Here is an 18356-nt window from a genome sequence, read left to right on the forward strand (position 1 = left end):
TGTGCTCTCTAAAACTTCCAACTTTTTACTAATTCCTTTTCAAGTGTTGCTTATTTAAGTAGATTCATAGTAACAAATATCTTCAGTAAGTTCAAATAGTATTTGACAAAATTTTTAGATTTATTTTGCAACTATCACACTTTGACCTGGATAAATGAAATTGTCTTTAATATTATTCCACTCAATGAATTGCGCCATTGATAAATTGTGATCGTTGGCAACACTCCAAACAGACTCACCGGCTTTTACTGTGTACTTTTTAGTCCCAGAGTTAGTAGTAGGCGCTGTTGTTTGTGCTGATCCTTTTTTCACAATGACTTTTTGGCCTGGATAAATGAAATTGTTTTTTATGTTGTTCCATTCAATGAATTGTTCCATAGTAATGTTGTTTTTGTTTGCTACACCCCAGACAGATTCGCCTGCCTTCACCGTGTACAGCGTATCTCCACTGGTACTTGTGCTTGTCGTTGGTTTCGCATTATTTGAAGAAGTAGTTGTATTCGCTGCGTTATTTCCAGTCGTAGCTGTTGCATTCCCACTTGCTGAATTAGTCGATGCAGTAGAACCACCCTTGATAATCAATTTTTGCCCTGGATAAATGAAATTATTTTGAATATTATTCCATTCAATCAATTGTGCCATGGTAATGTTGTTTTTGTTTGCTACGCCCCAAACAGATTCGCCTGCCTTCACCGTGTAAGTGGAAGAAGTTGTTGTTTCTGCTGAAGAGCTGGTCGAATTACTATTATTCGTAGTAGCATTATTGTTGGTTGTCGCACTACTTGATGTCCCATTCTTCACAATCAGTTTTTGCCCTGGATAAATGAAGTTATTCGAGATTTTATTCCATTGGATAAGCTGTGCCATCGTGATTCCGTGGGCATTTGCCACGCCCCAGACAGAATCACCCGCTTTGACCGTATAAGAACCAGTCGATGCACTTGCATTACCTGATTGATTTGTATTCGCATTTGAATTTGATGAACCTGGGTTTGTCGTTGTGCCAGTTGTACCATTAGAAACAACTAATTGTTGACCTGGATAAACAAAATTATTTTTGATATTGTTCCATTGGATCAATTGATTCATTGTAATCCCATGTGCATTTGAGATGCCCCAAACAGAATCACCTGATTTAACGGTATATTTCGAACCATTACTTGGTTGTGTATTCGTTGCATTACTGTTACCAGAAGAGTTCGTATTACTTCCAGAATTATTTGTTGATGAACCTGTTGATTGTTCCCCTTTGATTGTTAAACGTTGACCTGGGTAAACAAAATTATTTTTGATATTGTTCCAATCAATCAATTGCGCCATGGTAATTCCATGCGCATTCGCAATACCCCAGACAGAATCACCTGATTTGACAGTATACGTTGATGTGGTAGTTGTAGAACCATTATCAGTTGGTGTCGTCACAGAATTATTTGAGCCTGTTCCTGTATTCACCCCACTGCCTGAACCAGTTGTAGCACCACCACCCGCATTACCAGTTGCAGGTGTATCGTATTTGGTTAATCCATAAGTTACGATAATATTATTTAATTTTGTTGAATACGTTGGATCTGTCGCATAGCGACCAGTTAATGCTGCAGTAGCTTCTGTGTAAGACTTGGTATTACTTTTCCAAGTACCAGCATAATAGTAGCCATTGCCAAAAGAAGTATTGCGCAATACATAAGCATTATCACTAAATGATTCTGCAAAAGTTGGGTAATGACGGAAAGGTTCTTTTTTCGTTACCCATTTATTATTTAAATATTCTAATGTATTCATATAAACAGTTTGACCTTGGTAACTGCCTTTGATTCCAAATAAATTGTGATAAGGTGATTGTGACAACGCACTACTTCCCCAGCCGCTTTCAACAACTGCTTGGGCAATCATAACCGAAGCGTATAAATCATTTGCTTGGGCAATAGGTTGCGCATAAGTTGAGATTTCCGCAATAAATGCTGAAGTATTGATTCTTGCACCAACTTGAGCAGGTAGCTCATTTGCGGCTACAGGAACTGGTTGAATCAACGGTGCCGCAACAGAACAACCAACCATTGCAGTACCAACTGCTGCTACTCCACGTTTTGCATTTCTAAAACGTTTCTTTTCTTCTTGGCGTCTCCGCTCTTTTCTTCCGATCGTTGCCTTCTCCATTTTCTATCCTCCGCATCCATTTTTCAGTTACTATAAGTATAACTTTTCTTAAACTACATTAAAAGTTCTTTAAACTCTTTGTTATCCTTTGTAATCTGTATGTAATTTTATGTAATACCCAATCATTTGAGTTCATAAAAGTCTTGATAGCTCTACGTTGCAGAAACTAATGACTTTTTAAAATCATTAGTTTTTATTTCAGAAATATTACTAAATCTTTTCGTCAGCATTACGCCAGAGCCTATCATCAAAATTTCATCAGTTTTTCATTTCGTTTCTCCGAGCAAAAAATCTAGCAACTAAAAAAATGCTATAATGATTTCATTAGATTAAGGAGGCATTTTATGAAACAAAACACGACGTTTCGAGTTACAGCGAGTATTTTTCTTGTACTTTTCTTAACTCTTAGTTATTTTGTAAAATTTCATTTATCACAGCTTCATGGCTTCGATCAATTCTTCACTTCAATTATTCGAGCACCACTGCCACATTGGAATACGTATCAAATGATGGTTACAAAATTAGGAAACCCGTTAACCGTCATTTCTATTTTTGTTTGCTTGATTTTTTTCTTGTGGATCAAAAAGAAACATGTCGAACTGATTTGGTTAACAACTAATTTTATTTTGATTGCTGGAATTACTAATCCATTGATTAAATTATTTTTTATGCGTGATCGCCCAACCTTACCACACTTAGTTAGTGAATCAAGCTATAGCTTCCCTAGTGGGCATTCGACAGGGAGCATGATTTTGTATGGCACCTTGATTTTCTTATTACCTCATTTGATAAACAATAAAACAGTGCGATTTTTGTTGCAATTTATCTTAGGATTGATTATTTTAAGTGTTGGTATTAGCCGAATTTATTTAGGCGTACACTTTCCAAGCGATGTTTTAGGTGGTTACTTATTAGGATTAACTTGGTTATGTTACACTTATCCAATTTATTTGAAAAAGAAGGAATCAATTACCTAACAAGGGAAAAGAAAGAAGGAATTTAAATGGAATTTCCTTATGCAGAAGGAAATAAACGTTATCATTCATGGAATTATGCTTTGCGCAATGAATTTGGTGGCAAAATTTTCAAAGTGCCTATCGACGGTGGCTTCGATTGTCCTAACCGTGACGGTACGGTAGCTCATGGTGGTTGTACTTTTTGTAGTGTTTCTGGGTCGGGAGACATGATTGTTGCGCCTGAAGATCCGCTGCCTATTCAATTTCATAAAGAGATTGATATGATGCATCAAAAATGGCCACATGTACAACAATATATCGTTTATTTTCAAAATTTCACTAATACACATGCACCTGTTGAAGTGATTCGAGAACGTTTTGAACAAGTTATCAATCTTCCTGGCGTTGTTGGACTTTCGATTGGTACACGACCAGATTGCTTGCCAGATGAAGTGGTTGATTATCTAGCCGAATTAAATACTCGTCTCTATCTTTGGGTGGAACTCGGCCTGCAAACGACTTTTGAGGAAACTTCGACTTCAATCAATCGTGCACACGATTATCAAACTTATCTAGACGGCGTAAGTAAACTACGCAAACACAACATTCGTGTATGTACGCACCTCATCAATGGCTTACCTGGAGAATCTTTAGAGATGATGCGTGAAAACGTTCGCCGAACAATCTTAGATTCTGACATTCAAGGAATTAAGCTGCACCTCATGCACTTAATGCGTAAAACCCGCATGCTGCGTGATTATCATGAGGGTCGCCTTCAGCTAATGAGTCAACAAGACTATGTTCATGTAATCTGTGATCAGCTAGAGATGATTCCTCAAGAAATAATTATTCATCGTTTAACTGGTGATGCACCCTGGGATTCACTAATTGGACCAATGTGGAGCTTGAAAAAATGGGAAGTCTTGAATGCAATTGATGAAGAATTAATTCGTCGTGATAGCTACCAAGGAAAATTCAACGTTCGAACAAAGGAGCTCATATAAATGCTACAAACAGCGCTTCATTTTAGCCACACCTTATTAAAAGAAATTTTGCAACCCGGTGATCAAGTGGTTGATGCGACAATGGGAAATGGTTACGACACCGTTTTTATGGCTGAGTTGATTGGTAAAACAGGACATGTTTATAGTTTTGATATCCAACAACAAGCTATTGATTCCACTCAGGAAAAATTGAAAGCAGCCAACTTAACAGAGCGCACTACTTTATTTTTACAAGGTCATGAAACCCTTGGCCAAGTAATTTCAATTAATCAGCCAATCAAAGCAGGTATTTTTAATTTGGGCTATCTTCCACAAAGCGACAAAGAAATTATCACTTTGCCACAAACAACTAAGCAAGCAATGGAAGAGATCTTAGCGCGTCTAGTTCCAAAAGGTCGATTGATTTTAGTTGTTTACTACGGACATGCGGGTGGAGAAAATGAACTTGACATGGTTCAAGAATTTTGCCAACAATTGTCACAGGAGCAATACAACGTTTTAACTTATCAATTTATCAATCAAAAAAATCAGCCACCCATCCTTTATTGCATTGAGAAAAAGAAGAAAAAAAGAGAGTTCAGCTAAAAATAGCTGTACTCTCTTTTTGTATGGCCTCTAGCTGTCAAAAATAGTTATACTTTCATTCCTTCTTACTCAAACACAAATTGATTGTGGTAAAGTTCAGCATAGAATCCGTCTTCTGCTAGCAATTCATGATGATTGCCCTCTTCAATTACTACTCCATCACGTAAAACAACAATGCGATCGGCATTCAAAATGGTTTTGAGACGATGCGCGATAACAAAGCTTGTACGCCCTTTGATTGCTTCATCCATTGCTTTTTGGATTCTTGCTTCTGTAACAGTATCAACATTACTTGTTGCTTCATCCAAAATCAACAAACTTGGTTCCGTAATAATTGTTCGTGCGATACTAATCAATTGTTTCTGTCCTGTACTAAATAAATTATTTTCTTCTGAGACTTCCGTTTCATATCCTTTTTCTAACGACATGATAAAGTCATGGATATTGGCTTGTTTCGCTGCATTGATGACCTCTTCATCCGTTGCCTCTGGTTTACCAAACGTAATATTGTCGCGAATCGTTCCAGAAAACAATACAGATTCCTGTAACACGATCCCCACATGTTTACGTAACATATCTAAATCAAATTCACGAATATCTGTACCATCAATCATAACAGATCCATCATTGACATCATAAAAACGATTCAATAAGTTCATAATCGTTGTCTTACCAGAACCAGTTGGACCAACTAAAGCGACCATTTCGCCTTTGTTTACCTTAATCGAAACATCCTTCAAAACTAAATTATCTGGTTTGTAACCAAAATCAACATGCTTTAATGCTAATTCTTGTTCAACACCATCAAATGCTTTCCCATCAACTGGTTTGACTTCTTCTGGTTCATCAAACATTTCATTTAATCTTCTAGCACCTGTAATTGCTAATTGGATCATGCTATAGCCAGAAGAAATTTGCATCAATGGTTGATAATATTGTTGTGAATATTGAACAAAAGTTACTACTAATCCTAATGCAACTGAACGTTCTAAATCACCATTTAAAGCTAACCAACCACCAAAGAAAATGACGATTGCCGTGTTAACCAACGACATTCCTTGCATCATTGGAAACAGTAAACCTGAATACACTTGACCTTTATAAGTTGCTTTACGTACTGTTTGGTTATGTTCCAGAAAACCATCAATTGTTTCTTCTTGTAGCCCATTAGTGATGATTACACGTTGCCCACTGATTTTTTCATCCATATAACCATTCAATTTACCAACTTCATCTTGCTGTAAGTCAACATATTTTCGCGCTTTTTGAATGATAAATACCGCAATCAAGATGGCAACAGGAGTAGAAGCAATCGTTGCCCATGCCAACTCCACATTTTGACGAAACATCATAATTAAAATACCAATCATCAACACTGCATTCGTAATAACTTGAAGTAATGCTTGGTTCAAACTATTTTGGATATTATCCAAATCACTCGTAAAACGGCTTAAGATTTCACCATCTTGATGAGAATCAAAGAAGCGAATCGTCAATTTTTCAAGTTTATTAAACAAACCAATACGCATTCTATTCGTTGATTTTCCAACTACTTGCGTAAATAAAATACTATAAATAAAGTTTGCAGCACTAGCTAAAACATAAAAAATCAACAATTTCCAAATAATATCAATGAATTTGCTCTTATCATCAACGCCTTGCATTAATCCTGTGACATAATTTGCTAACTCCTGAAAAGCTTCCCCAACAAATTGAGGAGCCTTCACTTGTAAGTAAGTAGCAATAATCACTGTCACAAAGATAAAGAAAAAGGAGAATTTATAACGTTTCAAATAATGATAGAAAAATTTACTTGCTTTAATTAAATCAGTCATTGATTACTCCTCCATTCCTTTTTGTGTTTCAAAAATTTCTTGATACACTTGATTACTTGCAACTAATTCTTCATGTGTACCTTCACCCACTAAGCGACCTTCATCTAATACTAGAATTCGATTTGCTTTGACCACAGACGCGATTTTTTGTGCAATAACGATTGTCGTCGTCTCTTTTAATTCGTGATTCAATGCTTCACGAACTAATTTTTCTGAACGAGCATCCAAGGCACTAGTACTGTCATCCAAAATCAAAATTTTAGGATCACCAATTACGCCACGAGCAATAGATAAGCGTTGCTTTTGCCCACCAGAAAAATTACTACTTCTTTCTTCAACAGGAGCTTCATAGCTCTCTGCTAATTTACTGATAAATTCTTGTGCCTGAGCAATTTTAGATGCACGCTCCATGTCTTTTTCTGTTGCGTCTTCTTTTCCTTGACGCAAATTTTGTGCAATTGTTCCAGAAAAGAGAATTGCTTTTTGTAAAACAAAGGAAACTGTTTTACGCAGACTTTTTTCATTCACCTTTTTCAAATCAACACCGCCAACTTCAACTGTTCCTTCTGTTGGATCGAATAGTCGAGGAATCAATTGTGCCAAAGTTGACTTACCTGCACCCGTTGCACCTACAATCCCAATCATTTCTCCGGGTTCAATCATAAAGCTAATATCTTTTAATGTATCTTCATCATCACCAGGGTAACGGAAAGACACGTGGTCAAACGTTACAGAGCCTGTTAATTCTTGTTCAGGTACATCAAGATAAGTTAAATCTGGTTCTGTATCCAAGATTTCTTTGATTCGTTTAAGTGAAACAGCAGCCCTTGAAGTCATCATCATCATCATGCCGCCAATAATGATTGCCATCATGATTTGCATCAAATAGTTCATAAATGAAGCTATTCCACCAATTAGGGTAGGATCATCTTTCGCCAAATCACTCACAAAGAAAATCGCACCCACTACTGCTAGATTGGCTGCCAACATGAAGGAAGGAATCATCACTGAAAACAAAGTTCCTACAATGATATTGTGCTCAGTTAACTCATCGCTCACTTTGGTAAATGTTTTTAGCTGGTTCTTTTCTTGGACAAACGATTTGACCACGCGAATTCCCATGAGATTTTCTTTTGCAATACTATTCACTTTGTCAATCAACTCTTGGATAATCATAAAGTGCTTACCCATTCTTGTAAAAGAAAGTCCAGTAATGATAACTACTGCAACAATCAATGCAACAATGATCCACCATAATTGAGGCATTGTCATCATCGCTAAAATAAATGCACCAATAAATAAAAATGGAATTCTAAAAAGTGATTGTAAAGAAATCATTACTAAATTTTGAATTTGCGTGATGTCATTCGTCAAACGAACAACCAAGTTTCCTGCAGAAAACTGCTCAATATTTCCAAATGAAAATGTTTGAATTTTTCGAAATGCTTCTTCTCGAATATCCGCACTTACGCCCTGCGCTACTCTAGCGGAAAAAATCGTATTTGTCACGCCTGCAAGCAGTCCTAGGACAGCCAAGCCAATCAGATAGATACCAATTGTTTTCATTTCATCGTTATCTTCTGTAATAATAGCTTCAAGTACTTGTTGTAATAGTTTTGGTTGCCACAACGTAGCCGCAACCATAATCCCTACGGAAACCAATGAAATAAAGACAGCCATTTTATACTTCTTCGCATGTCTTAAAATTAGATTCATGTGTTATATACACCCCTTTAGTTAAATTGACAGCCTCTCTTTAACACTGTAAAATAAGACCGCATAACAATTTACCATGTTTAAAAAAATAATGCAATACAAGAGGTCGATTAAATGGAACCCAAGCTTTCCCAAAAAGTAATTATTCAAAATGCCTTTGCAATTTTAGCAGAAAAAAAGGAATTCTCCGCTCTTTCTATGCGTAATCTAGCAAAAAAACTAGACGTCCAGGCACCTGCACTTTATTGGTATTTCAAAAATAAACAACAGCTCTTGCAAAAAATGGCAGAAACAATTGAAGAGACGTTAGTCGTTCCCAACGAAACGTTGCCATGGAAACAACAACTTTTACAGTTTATGGAAAACTATTATGATCTTTATTCTCAGTTTCCTTGTGCTGCTGAAATCGAAATTCATACTGTTCCAGCATTTCCTAGTCGACTGGAACATTTAGAAACGATGATTCAATTACTCATCAAGCAAAACTTTTCATTACAACAAAGTCATCAAGCAATCTCGGCTTTGCATAATTTATTAATTGGTCAATTAATGGATTACCAACAGGAACAAAAACTACGGCATGAAGTAATGAATGGTAATGAGCTATTAAAAGAATCTGTTATATATATGCGTACTTATGTTCAAGAACATCAGTTAACTGGTTTGATTGAAGATATTCATGCCCATCGTACTTCCGATAATAAACAAGAGTTCCTTAATAATGTGGCCATTTACCTAGCTGGTCTTGAATATAGCAAAACTTTACAATAAAAAAGCAAGTCAGTAATGTGGTGCCCACTACATTACTGGCTTGCTTTTTTTTATTGTCCTTCAAATAACCAAACAAACGCACGTTGGATCCATTCATCCCAAAAAATCCAGTTATGCTCACCTGGTCCATGTTCAAACGTAACAGCTAACCCATTTTCTTTGATTACCTCAGCCATCTCCTGATTAGCAGTAAACAAAAAATCAGATTCTCCACAAGCCAAAAAGATTCGTGGTACTTGTTTACCACTAGTCACTAACTTATCCAATAAAAATTTTGGATCATTTACCGACCCTTCAATTTGATCTAGTGGTCCAAAGATTCCTTCCCAGAAAGACTGCTTTCGAATCTTTAGTAAATCATCCATTCGGTTCCCCACAGAAACTGCTCCAGATAATGAAATCACTGCTGCAAAATTTTCAGGTTTAGCTAATCCCAATTTTAATGCGCCGTAGCCTCCCATCGATAACCCAGCAGCATATGTTTTCTCTCTTTTTGTTGTCAACTGTGGAAATAATTCATGACAAATAGCTGGCAGCTCTTCTGAAATGAACGTCCAATAATTCATGTCGTATGTCGTATCTGTGTACCAGCCTAAATCCGTTGACGGCATAATCACAGCCAAACCATAATCTGCAGCATAACGTTCAATAGATGATCGACGCTCCCAGACACTATGGTTACCACCCATCCCATGTAATAAATACAGCACCGGGATATCTGTGTTTTTTTGCTGCGTACTTGTGCCAATTATTTTCTTCGTTTGCTGTGGAAGAATAACATTTAGGTTAACTTCCATTTCTAATATATTGGAATAGATATTCGCTTGGATAAATGCCAATTTTTTCGCCTACCTTCTTTAACTTTCTATTATTCTACCACTTTTAATGCGTACAAAGAATGTTAAAGCTAAGGCAAGAACGACTAGAAGCAAACCAGCAAAATAAACGCTGTGTAATCCATCATATAAAATTTCTCTTAATGGAACTAATAATGTGGCATCAATTTGCTTAGCAGTCTGAGGATTCACTAATTTATTCATGATATCGGCATCCTCAGTTAGTTGTTTCGCTGCTAATTCTCTCTGAGTAACTGCGTTCATCAATAAACCAAAAACTGCCACCATAACTGTTTGACCAATTGTTCGCACCAACGTATTAAATGAAGTTGCCACACCTAATTGTTCATGTGGAACACTATTTTGAGCGCTAACAGTTGAAGTCGTCATCGTAATTCCCAATCCGACACCAATAATCGTTGAAATTGCAAAGAACCATAAAAAGTTACTTTCAAAAGGCATCAAGTATAACCACGTGCCACCAACAGTCGTAATCAACAATCCAATTCTTAACACCCAATGAGTTGACATTTGCGACATCCATCGACTCGCCAAAAACGATCCTACCATCCAAACAAGGGAAAGTGGCGCTAAAACCAATCCACCTATCGCAGCGTTCAAACCAAGAACACCTTGCATCCACATTGGAATATATACATCGATCCCCATCAAAAATCCACTTGCTAAAGCAGCAGCTAAATTGACAATCACAAACAATGGATTCTTAAACAATTCCAACATGATAACAGGATCTTTTGCACGCTTTTCTGCCCAGATAAAAAAGAAAAATAGTAAAACACTAACAATCAACAAACTAATAACAAACGTTGTAAATCCTTGATCACCTAGTAATTGAAAACCAAGTAACAAGGTCACTAATGTTGCCATCAGACTCAAACTTCCCAAAACATCCATTGGTTTTGCTTCACGTTCAATCGCTGGTTCATTTAAATAAACCCAAATTAGTATCATCAATCCAATACCAATTGGCACATTAATAAAGAAAATCCAGTGCCAACTAATCGTATCAACAATAAAACCGCCAGCCAGAGGACCAAACACACTAGCGATTCCCCATGCAGAGCTGTTCAATCCTAATACTTTTGCACGCTTTTCTATTGAATATAAGTCACCAATAATTGTCAAAGCCACAGGCATCATTGCTCCCGCGCCCATCCCTTGCAATGCACGTGCTGCGATCAATCCAATCATTGTTTGAGATAACCCGCAGAACAGAGAACCAATAATAAAAAGTAATGTACCAAAAATAAAAATTGGCTTTCGACCAATTTTATCAGCTAGTTTCCCATAAATCGGTGTCAACATGGCATTTGTTAATAAATAAATGGAAAATACCCAATTCATTATTTCCATTCCATGTAGTGAACCAACGATTGTTGGCATTGCTGTTGTTACAATTGTGCCTTCAATAGCCGTCATAAATGTAGCAATAAATACGCCTATTGTTACCAACGTTACATTTGTTTCTTTTTTCATTTTTTTCCTCCCCATATTCAATTGTCAAAAATAAAATCTATTTAAACAAGAATGATTTCAGATAATTCAGCGAATAAAACCATAAAAAAAAGCAGAACGACTATCTTAAAGATAATCGTTCCAGCATTTTTTATTACTTACTTAAAGTTGCTTTCAATGCTTCTACTTTATCTGTACGTTCCCAAGGTAAATCAACATCCGTACGCCCAAAGTGCCCATAAGCAGCTGTTTGTCTATAAATTGGACGACGTAGGTCAAGCATTTCGATAATACCAGCTGGGCGAAGGTCAAAGTTTTCTCTTACTGCAGCAATCAAATCTTCTTCCGGTAGCGTTCCAGTGCCGAAGGTATTGATTGAAATCGATACAGGTTGTGCAACACCAATCGCATAAGCTAATTGAACTTCAACTTTTCTTGCAAGACCTGCAGCAACAATATTTTTTGCAATATAACGTGCAGCATAACTTGCAGAACGGTCAACTTTTGTTGCATCTTTCCCAGAAAACGCACCGCCACCGTGGCGAGCATAACCACCATAAGTATCAACGATGATTTTTCTTCCTGTTAAGCCAGCATCCCCTTGAGGACCTCCGATAACAAAGCGACCAGTAGGATTGATATAATATTTAGTCTTATCATCTAATAGCTCTGCCGGAATAACTTCCTTAATAACTTTTTCAATTACATCTTTATGAATTGTTTCATTATCCACTGCATCATCATGTTGTGTCGAAATAACGATTGTGTCAACACGTTCAGGCTGACCATCTTCTCCGTACTCTACAGTAACTTGTGATTTCGCATCTGGACGTAAATAAGTTAATTCATTAGATTTACGTAATTCTGCAAGGCGTCGAACTAAGCGATGGCTTAAAGCAATTGGTAAAGGCATCAATTCTGGTGTCTCATCAACCGCAAATCCAAACATAAGTCCTTGGTCACCTGCACCAATCTCATCTAGTAAATCTTTTTGGTCTTCTTCGCGAATTTCTAACGCTTCATTTACACCTTGAGCAATATCTGGTGATTGTTCATCAATCGCTGCTAAAACGGCTACCGTATCTCCATCAAACCCAAATTTTGCACGAGTATAACCAATTTCTTTAATTGTTTCTCGTACAACTTTTTGAATATCTACATAAGCAGTAGTCGAAATTTCTCCAAATACTAAAACTAACCCGGTTGTTACGGATGTTTCGCAAGCAACACGTGCCATTGGATCTTGTGCTAAAATTGCATCTAAAATTGCATCACTGATTTGATCAGCAACTTTATCTGGATGCCCTTCAGAAACAGATTCTGAGGTAAATAAATGTCTTTCTGTCATGGTGATTCCCCCTAGTTAAATTCGGTTACAAGGCATCTCCGTTCGTACGGATCCTCTCGGGAACTTGCAACGAAATCAGTATAGCAGATAAAGCAACTTTTCGCTCGCTTTTTCAAACATTTTTCATTAAAAATGAGAATTTATTATGGAACAACTTAACAATGAAATGTTTTTCTGTCTATATAGATAAAGAACTTAGCGCAGTTATCTATAAGATAACTATGCTAAGTTCTTTGAAATCATTCTTTCGAAAAAAGAAAAAAAGATACTTATATAAAGTATCTTTTAGATGACCCGTACGGGATTCGAACCCGTGTTACCGCCGTGAAAGGGCGGTGTCTTAACCGCTTGACCAACGGGCCAATAAAATAAAAAATATTGAAACGGAGAAGGAGGGATTTGAACCCTCGCGCCGGTTTCCCGACCTACACCCTTAGCAGGGGCGCCTCTTCAGCCACTTGAGTACTTCCCCAAAACCAATAAGATTTTGAACTAATGGGCCTAAATGGACTCGAACCATCGACCTCACGCTTATCAGGCGTGCGCTCTAACCAGCTGAGCTATAGGCCCATAAAAATTTAAAACAAAGCGGGTGACGAGAATCGAACTCGCGACAACAGCTTGGAAGGCTGTGGTTTTACCACTAAACTACACCCGCATGGCGGTTCCGACGGGAATCGAACCCGCGATCTCCTGCGTGACAGGCAGGCATGTTAACCCCTACACCACGGAACCAATAGTTTTTAAATTTTTAATTGCGGGAGCAGGATTTGAACCTACGACCTTCGGGTTATGAGCCCGACGAGCTACCAGACTGCTCCATCCCGCGATAATATTAAAAAAGGAGGATAAGGGATTCGAACCCTTGCACGGTTTTACCCGCCTGACGGTTTTCAAGACCGTTCCCTTCAGCCGGACTTGGGTAATCCTCCATATGTTGATTAATGACCCGTACGGGATTCGAACCCGTGTTACCGCCGTGAAAGGGCGGTGTCTTAACCGCTTGACCAACGGGCCAGTGAAAACTAATGGGCCTAAATGGACTCGAACCATCGACCTCACGCTTATCAGGCGTGCGCTCTAACCAGCTGAGCTATAGGCCCATAAAAATTTAAAACAAAGCGGGTGACGAGAATCGAACTCGCGACAACAGCTTGGAAGGCTGTGGTTTTACCACTAAACTACACCCGCAAACAATGGCGCGGGACAGAATCGAACTGCCGACACATGGAGCTTCAATCCATTGCTCTACCAACTGAGCTACCGAGCCAAACGGTTCCGACGGGAATCGAACCCGCGATCTCCTGCGTGACAGGCAGGCATGTTAACCCCTACACCACGGAACCAATAGTTTTTAAATTTTTAATTGCGGGAGCAGGATTTGAACCTACGACCTTCGGGTTATGAGCCCGACGAGCTACCAGACTGCTCCATCCCGCGATAATATTAAAAAAGGAGGATAAGGGATTCGAACCCTTGCACGGTTTTACCCGCCTGACGGTTTTCAAGACCGTTCCCTTCAGCCGGACTTGGGTAATCCTCCATATAATGCTTACAACGTCGCTATGGACCTTGTAGGACTCGAACCTACGACCGGACGGTTATGAGCCGTCTGCTCTAACCAACTGAGCTAAAGGTCCAGGCTCTATAAAAATCGCGGCGGAGGGGATCGAACCCCCGACCTCCCGGGTATGAACCGGACGCTCTAGCCAGCTGAGCTACACCGCGAAAAAGAAACTTTCATATTAAAATGAAATGGAGCCTAGCGGGATCGAACCGCTGACCTCCTGCGTGCAAAGCAGGCGCTCTCCCAGCTGAGCTAAGGCCCCTTTTTATAACTATCGGGAAGACAGGATTCGAACCTGCGACCCCTTGGTCCCAAACCAAGTGCTCTACCAAGCTGAGCTACTTCCCGTTAAACGCGCCCAAGAGGAGTCGAACCCCTAACCTTTTGATCCGTAGTCAAACACTCTATCCAGTTGAGCTATGGGCGCATATGTGTTAATGCCGAGGACCGGAATCGAACCGGTACGGTGATCACTCACCGCAGGATTTTAAGTCCTGTGCGTCTGCCAGTTCCGCCACCCCGGCGTTTTGATAATGGCAAAGCGGAAAACGGGGTTCGAACCCGCGACCCCCACCTTGGCAAGGTGGTGCTCTACCACTGAGCTATTTCCGCATAAACTTGATGCCGGCTAAAGGATTTGAACCCTCGACCCTCTGATTACAAATCAGATGCTCTACCAACTGAGCTAAGCCGGCTTGAATAGTTATATTCATATAATGCGGGTGAAGGGACTTGAACCCCCACGCCGTAAGGCGCTAGATCCTAAATCTAGTGCGTCTGCCAATTCCGCCACACCCGCAAAAATATGAGCCGTACAGGGCTCGAACCTGTGACCCTCTGATTAAAAGTCAGATGCTCTACCAACTGAGCTAACGGCTCATATGGAGGTTAACGGGTTCGAACCGCTGACCCTCTGCTTGTAAGGCAGATGCTCTCCCAGCTGAGCTAAACCTCCATTGATAACTTAAGCGTGGCGACGTCCTACTCTCACAAGGGGCAACCCCTCACTACAATCGGCGCTAAGAAGCTTAACTTCTGTGTTCGGCATGGTTACAGGTGTATCCTTCTCGCTATCGCCACCACACTGTGGTGTTATCTTATTGAGTTTGCTTTTGCTCACTCAAAACTGGATTTGAAGTAATCTCAACTCTACCGAGTTTTTTTCTTTTACCATTCTTGGTTAAGTCCTCGATCGATTAGTATCAGTCCGCTCCATACATCACTGTACTTCCACTTCTGACCTATCTACCTGATCATCTCTCAGGGATCTTACTTTCTTAAAGAAATGGGAAATCTCATCTTGAGGTGGGCTTCACACTTAGATGCTTTCAGCGTTTATCCCTTCCCTACATAGCTACCCAGCAATGCCCTTGGCAGAACAACTGGTACACCAGCGGTAAGTCCATCCCGGTCCTCTCGTACTAAGGACAGCTCCTCTCAAATTTCCAACGCCCGCGACGGATAGGGACCGAACTGTCTCACGACGTTCTGAACCCAGCTCGCGTGCCGCTTTAATGGGCGAACAGCCCAACCCTTGGGACCGACTACAGCCCCAGGATGCGACGAGCCGACATCGAGGTGCCAAACCTCCCCGTCGATGTGGACTCTTGGGGGAGATAAGCCTGTTATCCCCAGGGTAGCTTTTATCCGTTGAGCGATGGCCCTTCCATGCGGAACCACCGGATCACTAAGCCCGACTTTCGTCCCTGCTCGACTTGTTGGTCTCGCAGTCAAGCTCCCTTCTGCCTTTACACTCTTCGAATGATTTCCAACCATTCTGAGGGAACCTTTGGGCGCCTCCGTTACCTTTTAGGAGGCGACCGCCCCAGTCAAACTGCCCATCTGACACTGTCTCCCACCACGATTAGTGGTGCGGGTTAGAGTGGCCATAACGCAGGGGTAGTATCCCACCAGCGCCTCCATCGAAACTAGCGTTCCGATTTCTACGGCTCCTACCTATCCTGTACATGCGGTACAGACACTCAATATCAAACTACAGTAAAGCTCCATGGGGTCTTTCCGTCCTGTCGCGGGTAACCTGCATCTTCACAGGTACTAAAATTTCACCGAGTCTCTCGTTGAGACAGTGCCCAAATCGTTACGCCTTTCGTGCGGGTCGGAACTTACCCGACAAGGAATTTCGCTACCTTAGGACCGTTATAGTTACGGCCGCCGTTTACTGGGGCTTCAATTCGTACCTTCGCTTACGCTAAGCACTCCTCTTAACCTTCCAGCACCGGGCAGGCGTCAGCCCCTATACTTCATCTTACGATTTTGCAGAGACCTGTGTTTTTGATAAACAGTCGCTTGGGCCTATTCACTGCGGCTGATCTGACGATCAGCACCCCTTCTCCCGAAGTTACGGGGTCATTTTGCCGAGTTCCTTAACGAGAGTTCTCTCGCTCACCTTAGGATTCTCTCCTCGACTACCTGTGTCGGTTTGCGGTACGGGCCATTGTTTTCTCACTAGAAGCTTTTCTTGGCAGTGTGACATCAGGAACTTCGGTACTATTATTTCCCTCCCCATCACAGCTTGTCCTTAAAAGATTAAGCATTTGACTCAACCTAAGACTTACTGCTTGGACAGACATTTCCAATCGTCTGCATTCCTTAGCCTCCTGCGTCCCTCCATTGCTCAAACAAAAACAACGGGTACAGGAATATCAACCTGTTATCCATCGCCTACGCCTTTCGGCCTCGGCTTAGGTCCCGACTAACCCTGGGCGGACGAGCCTTCCCCAGGAAACCTTAGTCATTCGGTGGACAGGATTCTCACCTGTCTTTCGCTACTCATACCGGCATTCTCACTTCTAAGCGCTCCAGCAGTCCTCACGATCTACCTTCAACGCCCTTAGAACGCTCTCCTACCATAACACCATAGGTGTTATCCACAGCTTCGGTAATATGTTTAGCCCCGGTACATTTTCGGCGCAGGGTCACTCGACTAGTGAGCTATTACGCACTCTTTAAATGGTGGCTGCTTCTGAGCCAACATCCTAGTTGTCTGTGCAACCCCACATCCTTTTCCACTTAACATATATTTTGGGACCTTAGCTGGTGGTCTGGGCTGTTTCCCTTTCGACTATGGATCTTATCACTCACAGTCTGACTCCCGGATATGAATGAATGGCATTCGGAGTTTATCTGAATTCGGTAACCCGAGATGGGCCCCTAGTCCAAACAGTGCTCTACCTCCATCATTCTCAATTCCGAGGCTAGCCCTAAAGCTATTTCGGAGAGAACCAGCTATCTCCAAGTTCGTTTGGAATTTCTCCGCTACCCACACCTCATCCCCGCACTTTTCAACGTACGTGGGTTCGGTCCTCCAGTGCGTTTTACCGCACCTTCAACCTGGACATGGGTAGATCACATGGTTTCGGGTCTACGACTACATACTCAAACGCCCTATTCAGACTCGCTTTCGCTACGGCTCCGTCTCTTCGACTTAACCTCGCATGCAATCGTAACTCGCCGGTTCATTCTACAAAAGGCACGCCATCACCCATTAACGGGCTTTGACTTGTTGTAGGCACACGGTTTCAGGTTCTATTTCACTCCCCTTCCGGGGTGCTTTTCACCTTTCCCTCACGGTACTGGTTCACTATCGGTCACTAGGGAGTATTTAGCCTTGGGAGATGGTCCTCCCGGATTCCGACGGAATTCCTCGTGTTCCGCCGTACTCAGGATCCTCCTAGGTGTCTTCCAAATTTCATCTACGGGGTTTTTACCCTCTTTGACTGACTTTTCCAAGTCATTCGACTATCTGAAAAAACTACCATATCGGAGTCCTACAACCCCAACAAGCAAGCTTGTTGGTTTGGGCTTTTCCCGTTTCGCTCGCCGCTACTCAGGGAATCGAATTTTCTTTCTCTTCCTGCAGGTACTTAGATGTTTCAGTTCTCTGCGTCTACCTCAAATATGCTATGTATTCACATATTTGTAACATCCTATAAAAGATGCTGGGTTCCCCCATTCGGAAATCTCTGGATCATAGCTTACGTACAGCTCCCCAAAGCATATCGGTGTTAGTCCCGTCCTTCATCGGCTCCTAGTGCCAAGGCATCCACCGTGCGCCCTTATTCACTTAACCTTATCAACCTTACGGTTG

The 18356-nt window shown here is 40.7% G+C and carries 10 protein-coding genes, 25 tRNA genes, 2 rRNA genes, 1 riboswitch and 1 other annotated feature (1 of these 39 only partly in view); of the genes, 4 read left to right on the top strand and 33 right to left on the bottom strand.

The genetic code is table 11. The features are described from left to right. Positions 1–51: a binding site (T-box leader), on the bottom strand (it extends 162 nt beyond the left edge of the window). Positions 52–120: 69 nt separating this feature from the next. Beyond that, positions 121–2154 carry a LysM peptidoglycan-binding domain-containing protein gene (locus IGJ66_RS11300; protein WP_430616631.1) on the bottom strand — a complete coding sequence of 678 codons (2034 nt, stop codon included), beginning with the start codon at positions 2152–2154 and terminating at the stop codon, positions 121–123. 344 nt (positions 2155–2498) lie between these two features. On the opposite strand from IGJ66_RS11300, the gene IGJ66_RS11305 reads away from it, so the two are divergent. From IGJ66_RS11305 to IGJ66_RS11315, 3 genes are read left to right on the top strand one after another with little or no spacing between them, the layout of a single operon-like run. Beyond that, a complete protein-coding gene (locus IGJ66_RS11305; RefSeq protein ID WP_067481691.1) occupies positions 2499–3131 on the top strand; it encodes a phosphatase PAP2 family protein in 633 nt (210 codons plus the stop codon). A 26-nt stretch (positions 3132–3157) separates the two neighbouring features. After that, the gene (locus IGJ66_RS11310; RefSeq protein WP_067481693.1) at positions 3158–4114 is read left to right on the top strand and encodes a TIGR01212 family radical SAM protein; all 957 of its coding nucleotides are present in this window, start codon (positions 3158–3160) and stop codon (positions 4112–4114) included. Further along, on the top strand, positions 4115–4699 hold the full coding sequence (locus IGJ66_RS11315) for a class I SAM-dependent methyltransferase (protein WP_071869311.1): 585 nt from the start codon (positions 4115–4117) through the stop codon (positions 4697–4699). A gap of 65 nt (positions 4700–4764) precedes the next feature. Here the strand turns inward: IGJ66_RS11315 and IGJ66_RS11320 are convergent, their stop codons facing one another. Together IGJ66_RS11320 and IGJ66_RS11325 are read right to left on the bottom strand one after the other, a co-directional pair. Then, complete coding sequence (locus tag IGJ66_RS11320; protein WP_067481697.1) at positions 4765–6534, bottom strand: ABC transporter ATP-binding protein; 1770 nt, start codon at positions 6532–6534, stop codon at positions 4765–4767. 3 nt (positions 6535–6537) lie between these two features. After that, the gene (locus tag IGJ66_RS11325) at positions 6538–8250 is read right to left on the bottom strand and encodes an ABC transporter ATP-binding protein (RefSeq protein ID WP_430616632.1); all 1713 of its coding nucleotides are present in this window, start codon (positions 8248–8250) and stop codon (positions 6538–6540) included. A 114-nt stretch (positions 8251–8364) separates the two neighbouring features. Between IGJ66_RS11325 and IGJ66_RS11330 the strand changes: the two genes are divergently transcribed. Next, positions 8365–9021, top strand: coding sequence for a TetR family transcriptional regulator (locus IGJ66_RS11330; protein WP_095803855.1), 657 nt, complete (start codon positions 8365–8367; stop codon positions 9019–9021). Between the two features lie 50 nt (positions 9022–9071). On the opposite strand, the gene IGJ66_RS11335 is transcribed toward IGJ66_RS11330, so the two are convergent. The 30 genes from IGJ66_RS11335 to IGJ66_RS11480 form a co-directional block, all read right to left on the bottom strand. Further along, complete coding sequence (locus tag IGJ66_RS11335) at positions 9072–9860, bottom strand: alpha/beta hydrolase (RefSeq protein ID WP_067481702.1); 789 nt, start codon at positions 9858–9860, stop codon at positions 9072–9074. A gap of 18 nt (positions 9861–9878) precedes the next feature. Continuing rightward, the gene (locus IGJ66_RS11340) at positions 9879–11354 is read right to left on the bottom strand and encodes an MDR family MFS transporter (protein WP_430616633.1); all 1476 of its coding nucleotides are present in this window, start codon (positions 11352–11354) and stop codon (positions 9879–9881) included. A gap of 133 nt (positions 11355–11487) precedes the next feature. Then, positions 11488–12681 carry a methionine adenosyltransferase gene (metK, locus tag IGJ66_RS11345; protein ID WP_075491740.1) on the bottom strand — a complete coding sequence of 398 codons (1194 nt, stop codon included), beginning with the start codon at positions 12679–12681 and terminating at the stop codon, positions 11488–11490. Next, positions 12679–12756, bottom strand: a riboswitch (SMK box riboswitch). It overlaps the preceding gene by 3 nt. Before the next feature lie 215 nt (positions 12757–12971). Continuing rightward, positions 12972–13043 (bottom strand) — tRNA-Glu (locus tag IGJ66_RS11350). A 22-nt stretch (positions 13044–13065) separates the two neighbouring features. Further along, positions 13066–13153 (bottom strand) — tRNA-Ser (locus IGJ66_RS11355). Positions 13154–13177: 24 nt separating this feature from the next. Further along, a tRNA-Ile gene (locus tag IGJ66_RS11360) sits at positions 13178–13251 on the bottom strand. Positions 13252–13268: 17 nt separating this feature from the next. Continuing rightward, positions 13269–13339 (bottom strand) — tRNA-Gly (locus IGJ66_RS11365). A gap of 1 nt (position 13340) precedes the next feature. After that, positions 13341–13416: transfer RNA gene (locus IGJ66_RS11370), tRNA-Asp, on the bottom strand. Positions 13417–13436: 20 nt separating this feature from the next. Next, positions 13437–13510, bottom strand: a tRNA-Met gene (locus IGJ66_RS11375). Between the two features lie 13 nt (positions 13511–13523). Further along, a tRNA-Ser gene (locus IGJ66_RS11380) sits at positions 13524–13613 on the bottom strand. 13 nt (positions 13614–13626) lie between these two features. Continuing rightward, positions 13627–13698: transfer RNA gene (locus tag IGJ66_RS11385), tRNA-Glu, on the bottom strand. A gap of 12 nt (positions 13699–13710) precedes the next feature. Further along, positions 13711–13784, bottom strand: a tRNA-Ile gene (locus IGJ66_RS11390). Positions 13785–13801: 17 nt separating this feature from the next. Further along, positions 13802–13872: transfer RNA gene (locus IGJ66_RS11395), tRNA-Gly, on the bottom strand. Between the two features lie 6 nt (positions 13873–13878). Next, positions 13879–13951 (bottom strand) — tRNA-Phe (locus IGJ66_RS11400). 3 nt (positions 13952–13954) lie between these two features. After that, positions 13955–14027 (bottom strand) — tRNA-Asp (locus IGJ66_RS11405). A gap of 20 nt (positions 14028–14047) precedes the next feature. After that, positions 14048–14121 (bottom strand) — tRNA-Met (locus IGJ66_RS11410). 13 nt (positions 14122–14134) lie between these two features. After that, positions 14135–14224, bottom strand: a tRNA-Ser gene (locus IGJ66_RS11415). A 23-nt stretch (positions 14225–14247) separates the two neighbouring features. Next, positions 14248–14321, bottom strand: a tRNA-Ile gene (locus IGJ66_RS11420). Between the two features lie 14 nt (positions 14322–14335). Continuing rightward, positions 14336–14409 (bottom strand) — tRNA-Met (locus tag IGJ66_RS11425). 28 nt (positions 14410–14437) lie between these two features. Further along, a tRNA-Ala gene (locus IGJ66_RS11430) sits at positions 14438–14510 on the bottom strand. Between the two features lie 12 nt (positions 14511–14522). Next, positions 14523–14596: transfer RNA gene (locus IGJ66_RS11435), tRNA-Pro, on the bottom strand. 5 nt (positions 14597–14601) lie between these two features. Next, a tRNA-Arg gene (locus tag IGJ66_RS11440) sits at positions 14602–14675 on the bottom strand. 11 nt (positions 14676–14686) lie between these two features. Continuing rightward, a tRNA-Leu gene (locus IGJ66_RS11445) sits at positions 14687–14772 on the bottom strand. Between the two features lie 16 nt (positions 14773–14788). Further along, positions 14789–14860: transfer RNA gene (locus IGJ66_RS11450), tRNA-Gly, on the bottom strand. 10 nt (positions 14861–14870) lie between these two features. After that, positions 14871–14943 (bottom strand) — tRNA-Thr (locus IGJ66_RS11455). Between the two features lie 22 nt (positions 14944–14965). Continuing rightward, positions 14966–15047 (bottom strand) — tRNA-Leu (locus tag IGJ66_RS11460). A gap of 7 nt (positions 15048–15054) precedes the next feature. Beyond that, positions 15055–15127: transfer RNA gene (locus IGJ66_RS11465), tRNA-Lys, on the bottom strand. 3 nt (positions 15128–15130) lie between these two features. Beyond that, a tRNA-Val gene (locus IGJ66_RS11470) sits at positions 15131–15203 on the bottom strand. A 13-nt stretch (positions 15204–15216) separates the two neighbouring features. Continuing rightward, positions 15217–15332, bottom strand: a 5S ribosomal RNA gene (rrf, locus tag IGJ66_RS11475). A 92-nt stretch (positions 15333–15424) separates the two neighbouring features. After that, positions 15425–18338: ribosomal RNA gene (locus IGJ66_RS11480) — 23S ribosomal RNA — on the bottom strand. Between the last annotated feature and the right edge of the window lie 18 nt (positions 18339–18356).

Origin of the sequence: Enterococcus sp. DIV0176 (assembly GCF_050528535.1) — a bacterium.
Lineage (GTDB): Bacteria > Bacillota > Bacilli > Lactobacillales > Enterococcaceae > Enterococcus_B > Enterococcus_B thailandicus.

Excerpts from the sequence above, each read along its gene's own strand:
- IGJ66_RS11300 (WP_430616631.1), bottom strand. The coding sequence starts at position 2,154 with ATGGAGAAGGCAACGATCGGAAGAAAAGAGCGGAGACGCCAAGAAGAA.
- IGJ66_RS11305 (WP_067481691.1), top strand. The coding sequence starts at position 2,499 with ATGAAACAAAACACGACGTTTCGAGTTACAGCGAGTATTTTTCTTGTA.
- IGJ66_RS11310 (WP_067481693.1), top strand. The coding sequence starts at position 3,158 with ATGGAATTTCCTTATGCAGAAGGAAATAAACGTTATCATTCATGGAAT.
- IGJ66_RS11315 (WP_071869311.1), top strand. The coding sequence starts at position 4,115 with ATGCTACAAACAGCGCTTCATTTTAGCCACACCTTATTAAAAGAAATT.
- IGJ66_RS11320 (WP_067481697.1), bottom strand. The coding sequence starts at position 6,534 with ATGACTGATTTAATTAAAGCAAGTAAATTTTTCTATCATTATTTGAAA.
- IGJ66_RS11325 (WP_430616632.1), bottom strand. The coding sequence starts at position 8,250 with ATGAATCTAATTTTAAGACATGCGAAGAAGTATAAAATGGCTGTCTTT.
- IGJ66_RS11330 (WP_095803855.1), top strand. The coding sequence starts at position 8,365 with ATGGAACCCAAGCTTTCCCAAAAAGTAATTATTCAAAATGCCTTTGCA.
- IGJ66_RS11340 (WP_430616633.1), bottom strand. The coding sequence starts at position 11,354 with ATGAAAAAAGAAACAAATGTAACGTTGGTAACAATAGGCGTATTTATT.
- metK (WP_075491740.1), bottom strand. The coding sequence starts at position 12,681 with ATGACAGAAAGACATTTATTTACCTCAGAATCTGTTTCTGAAGGGCAT.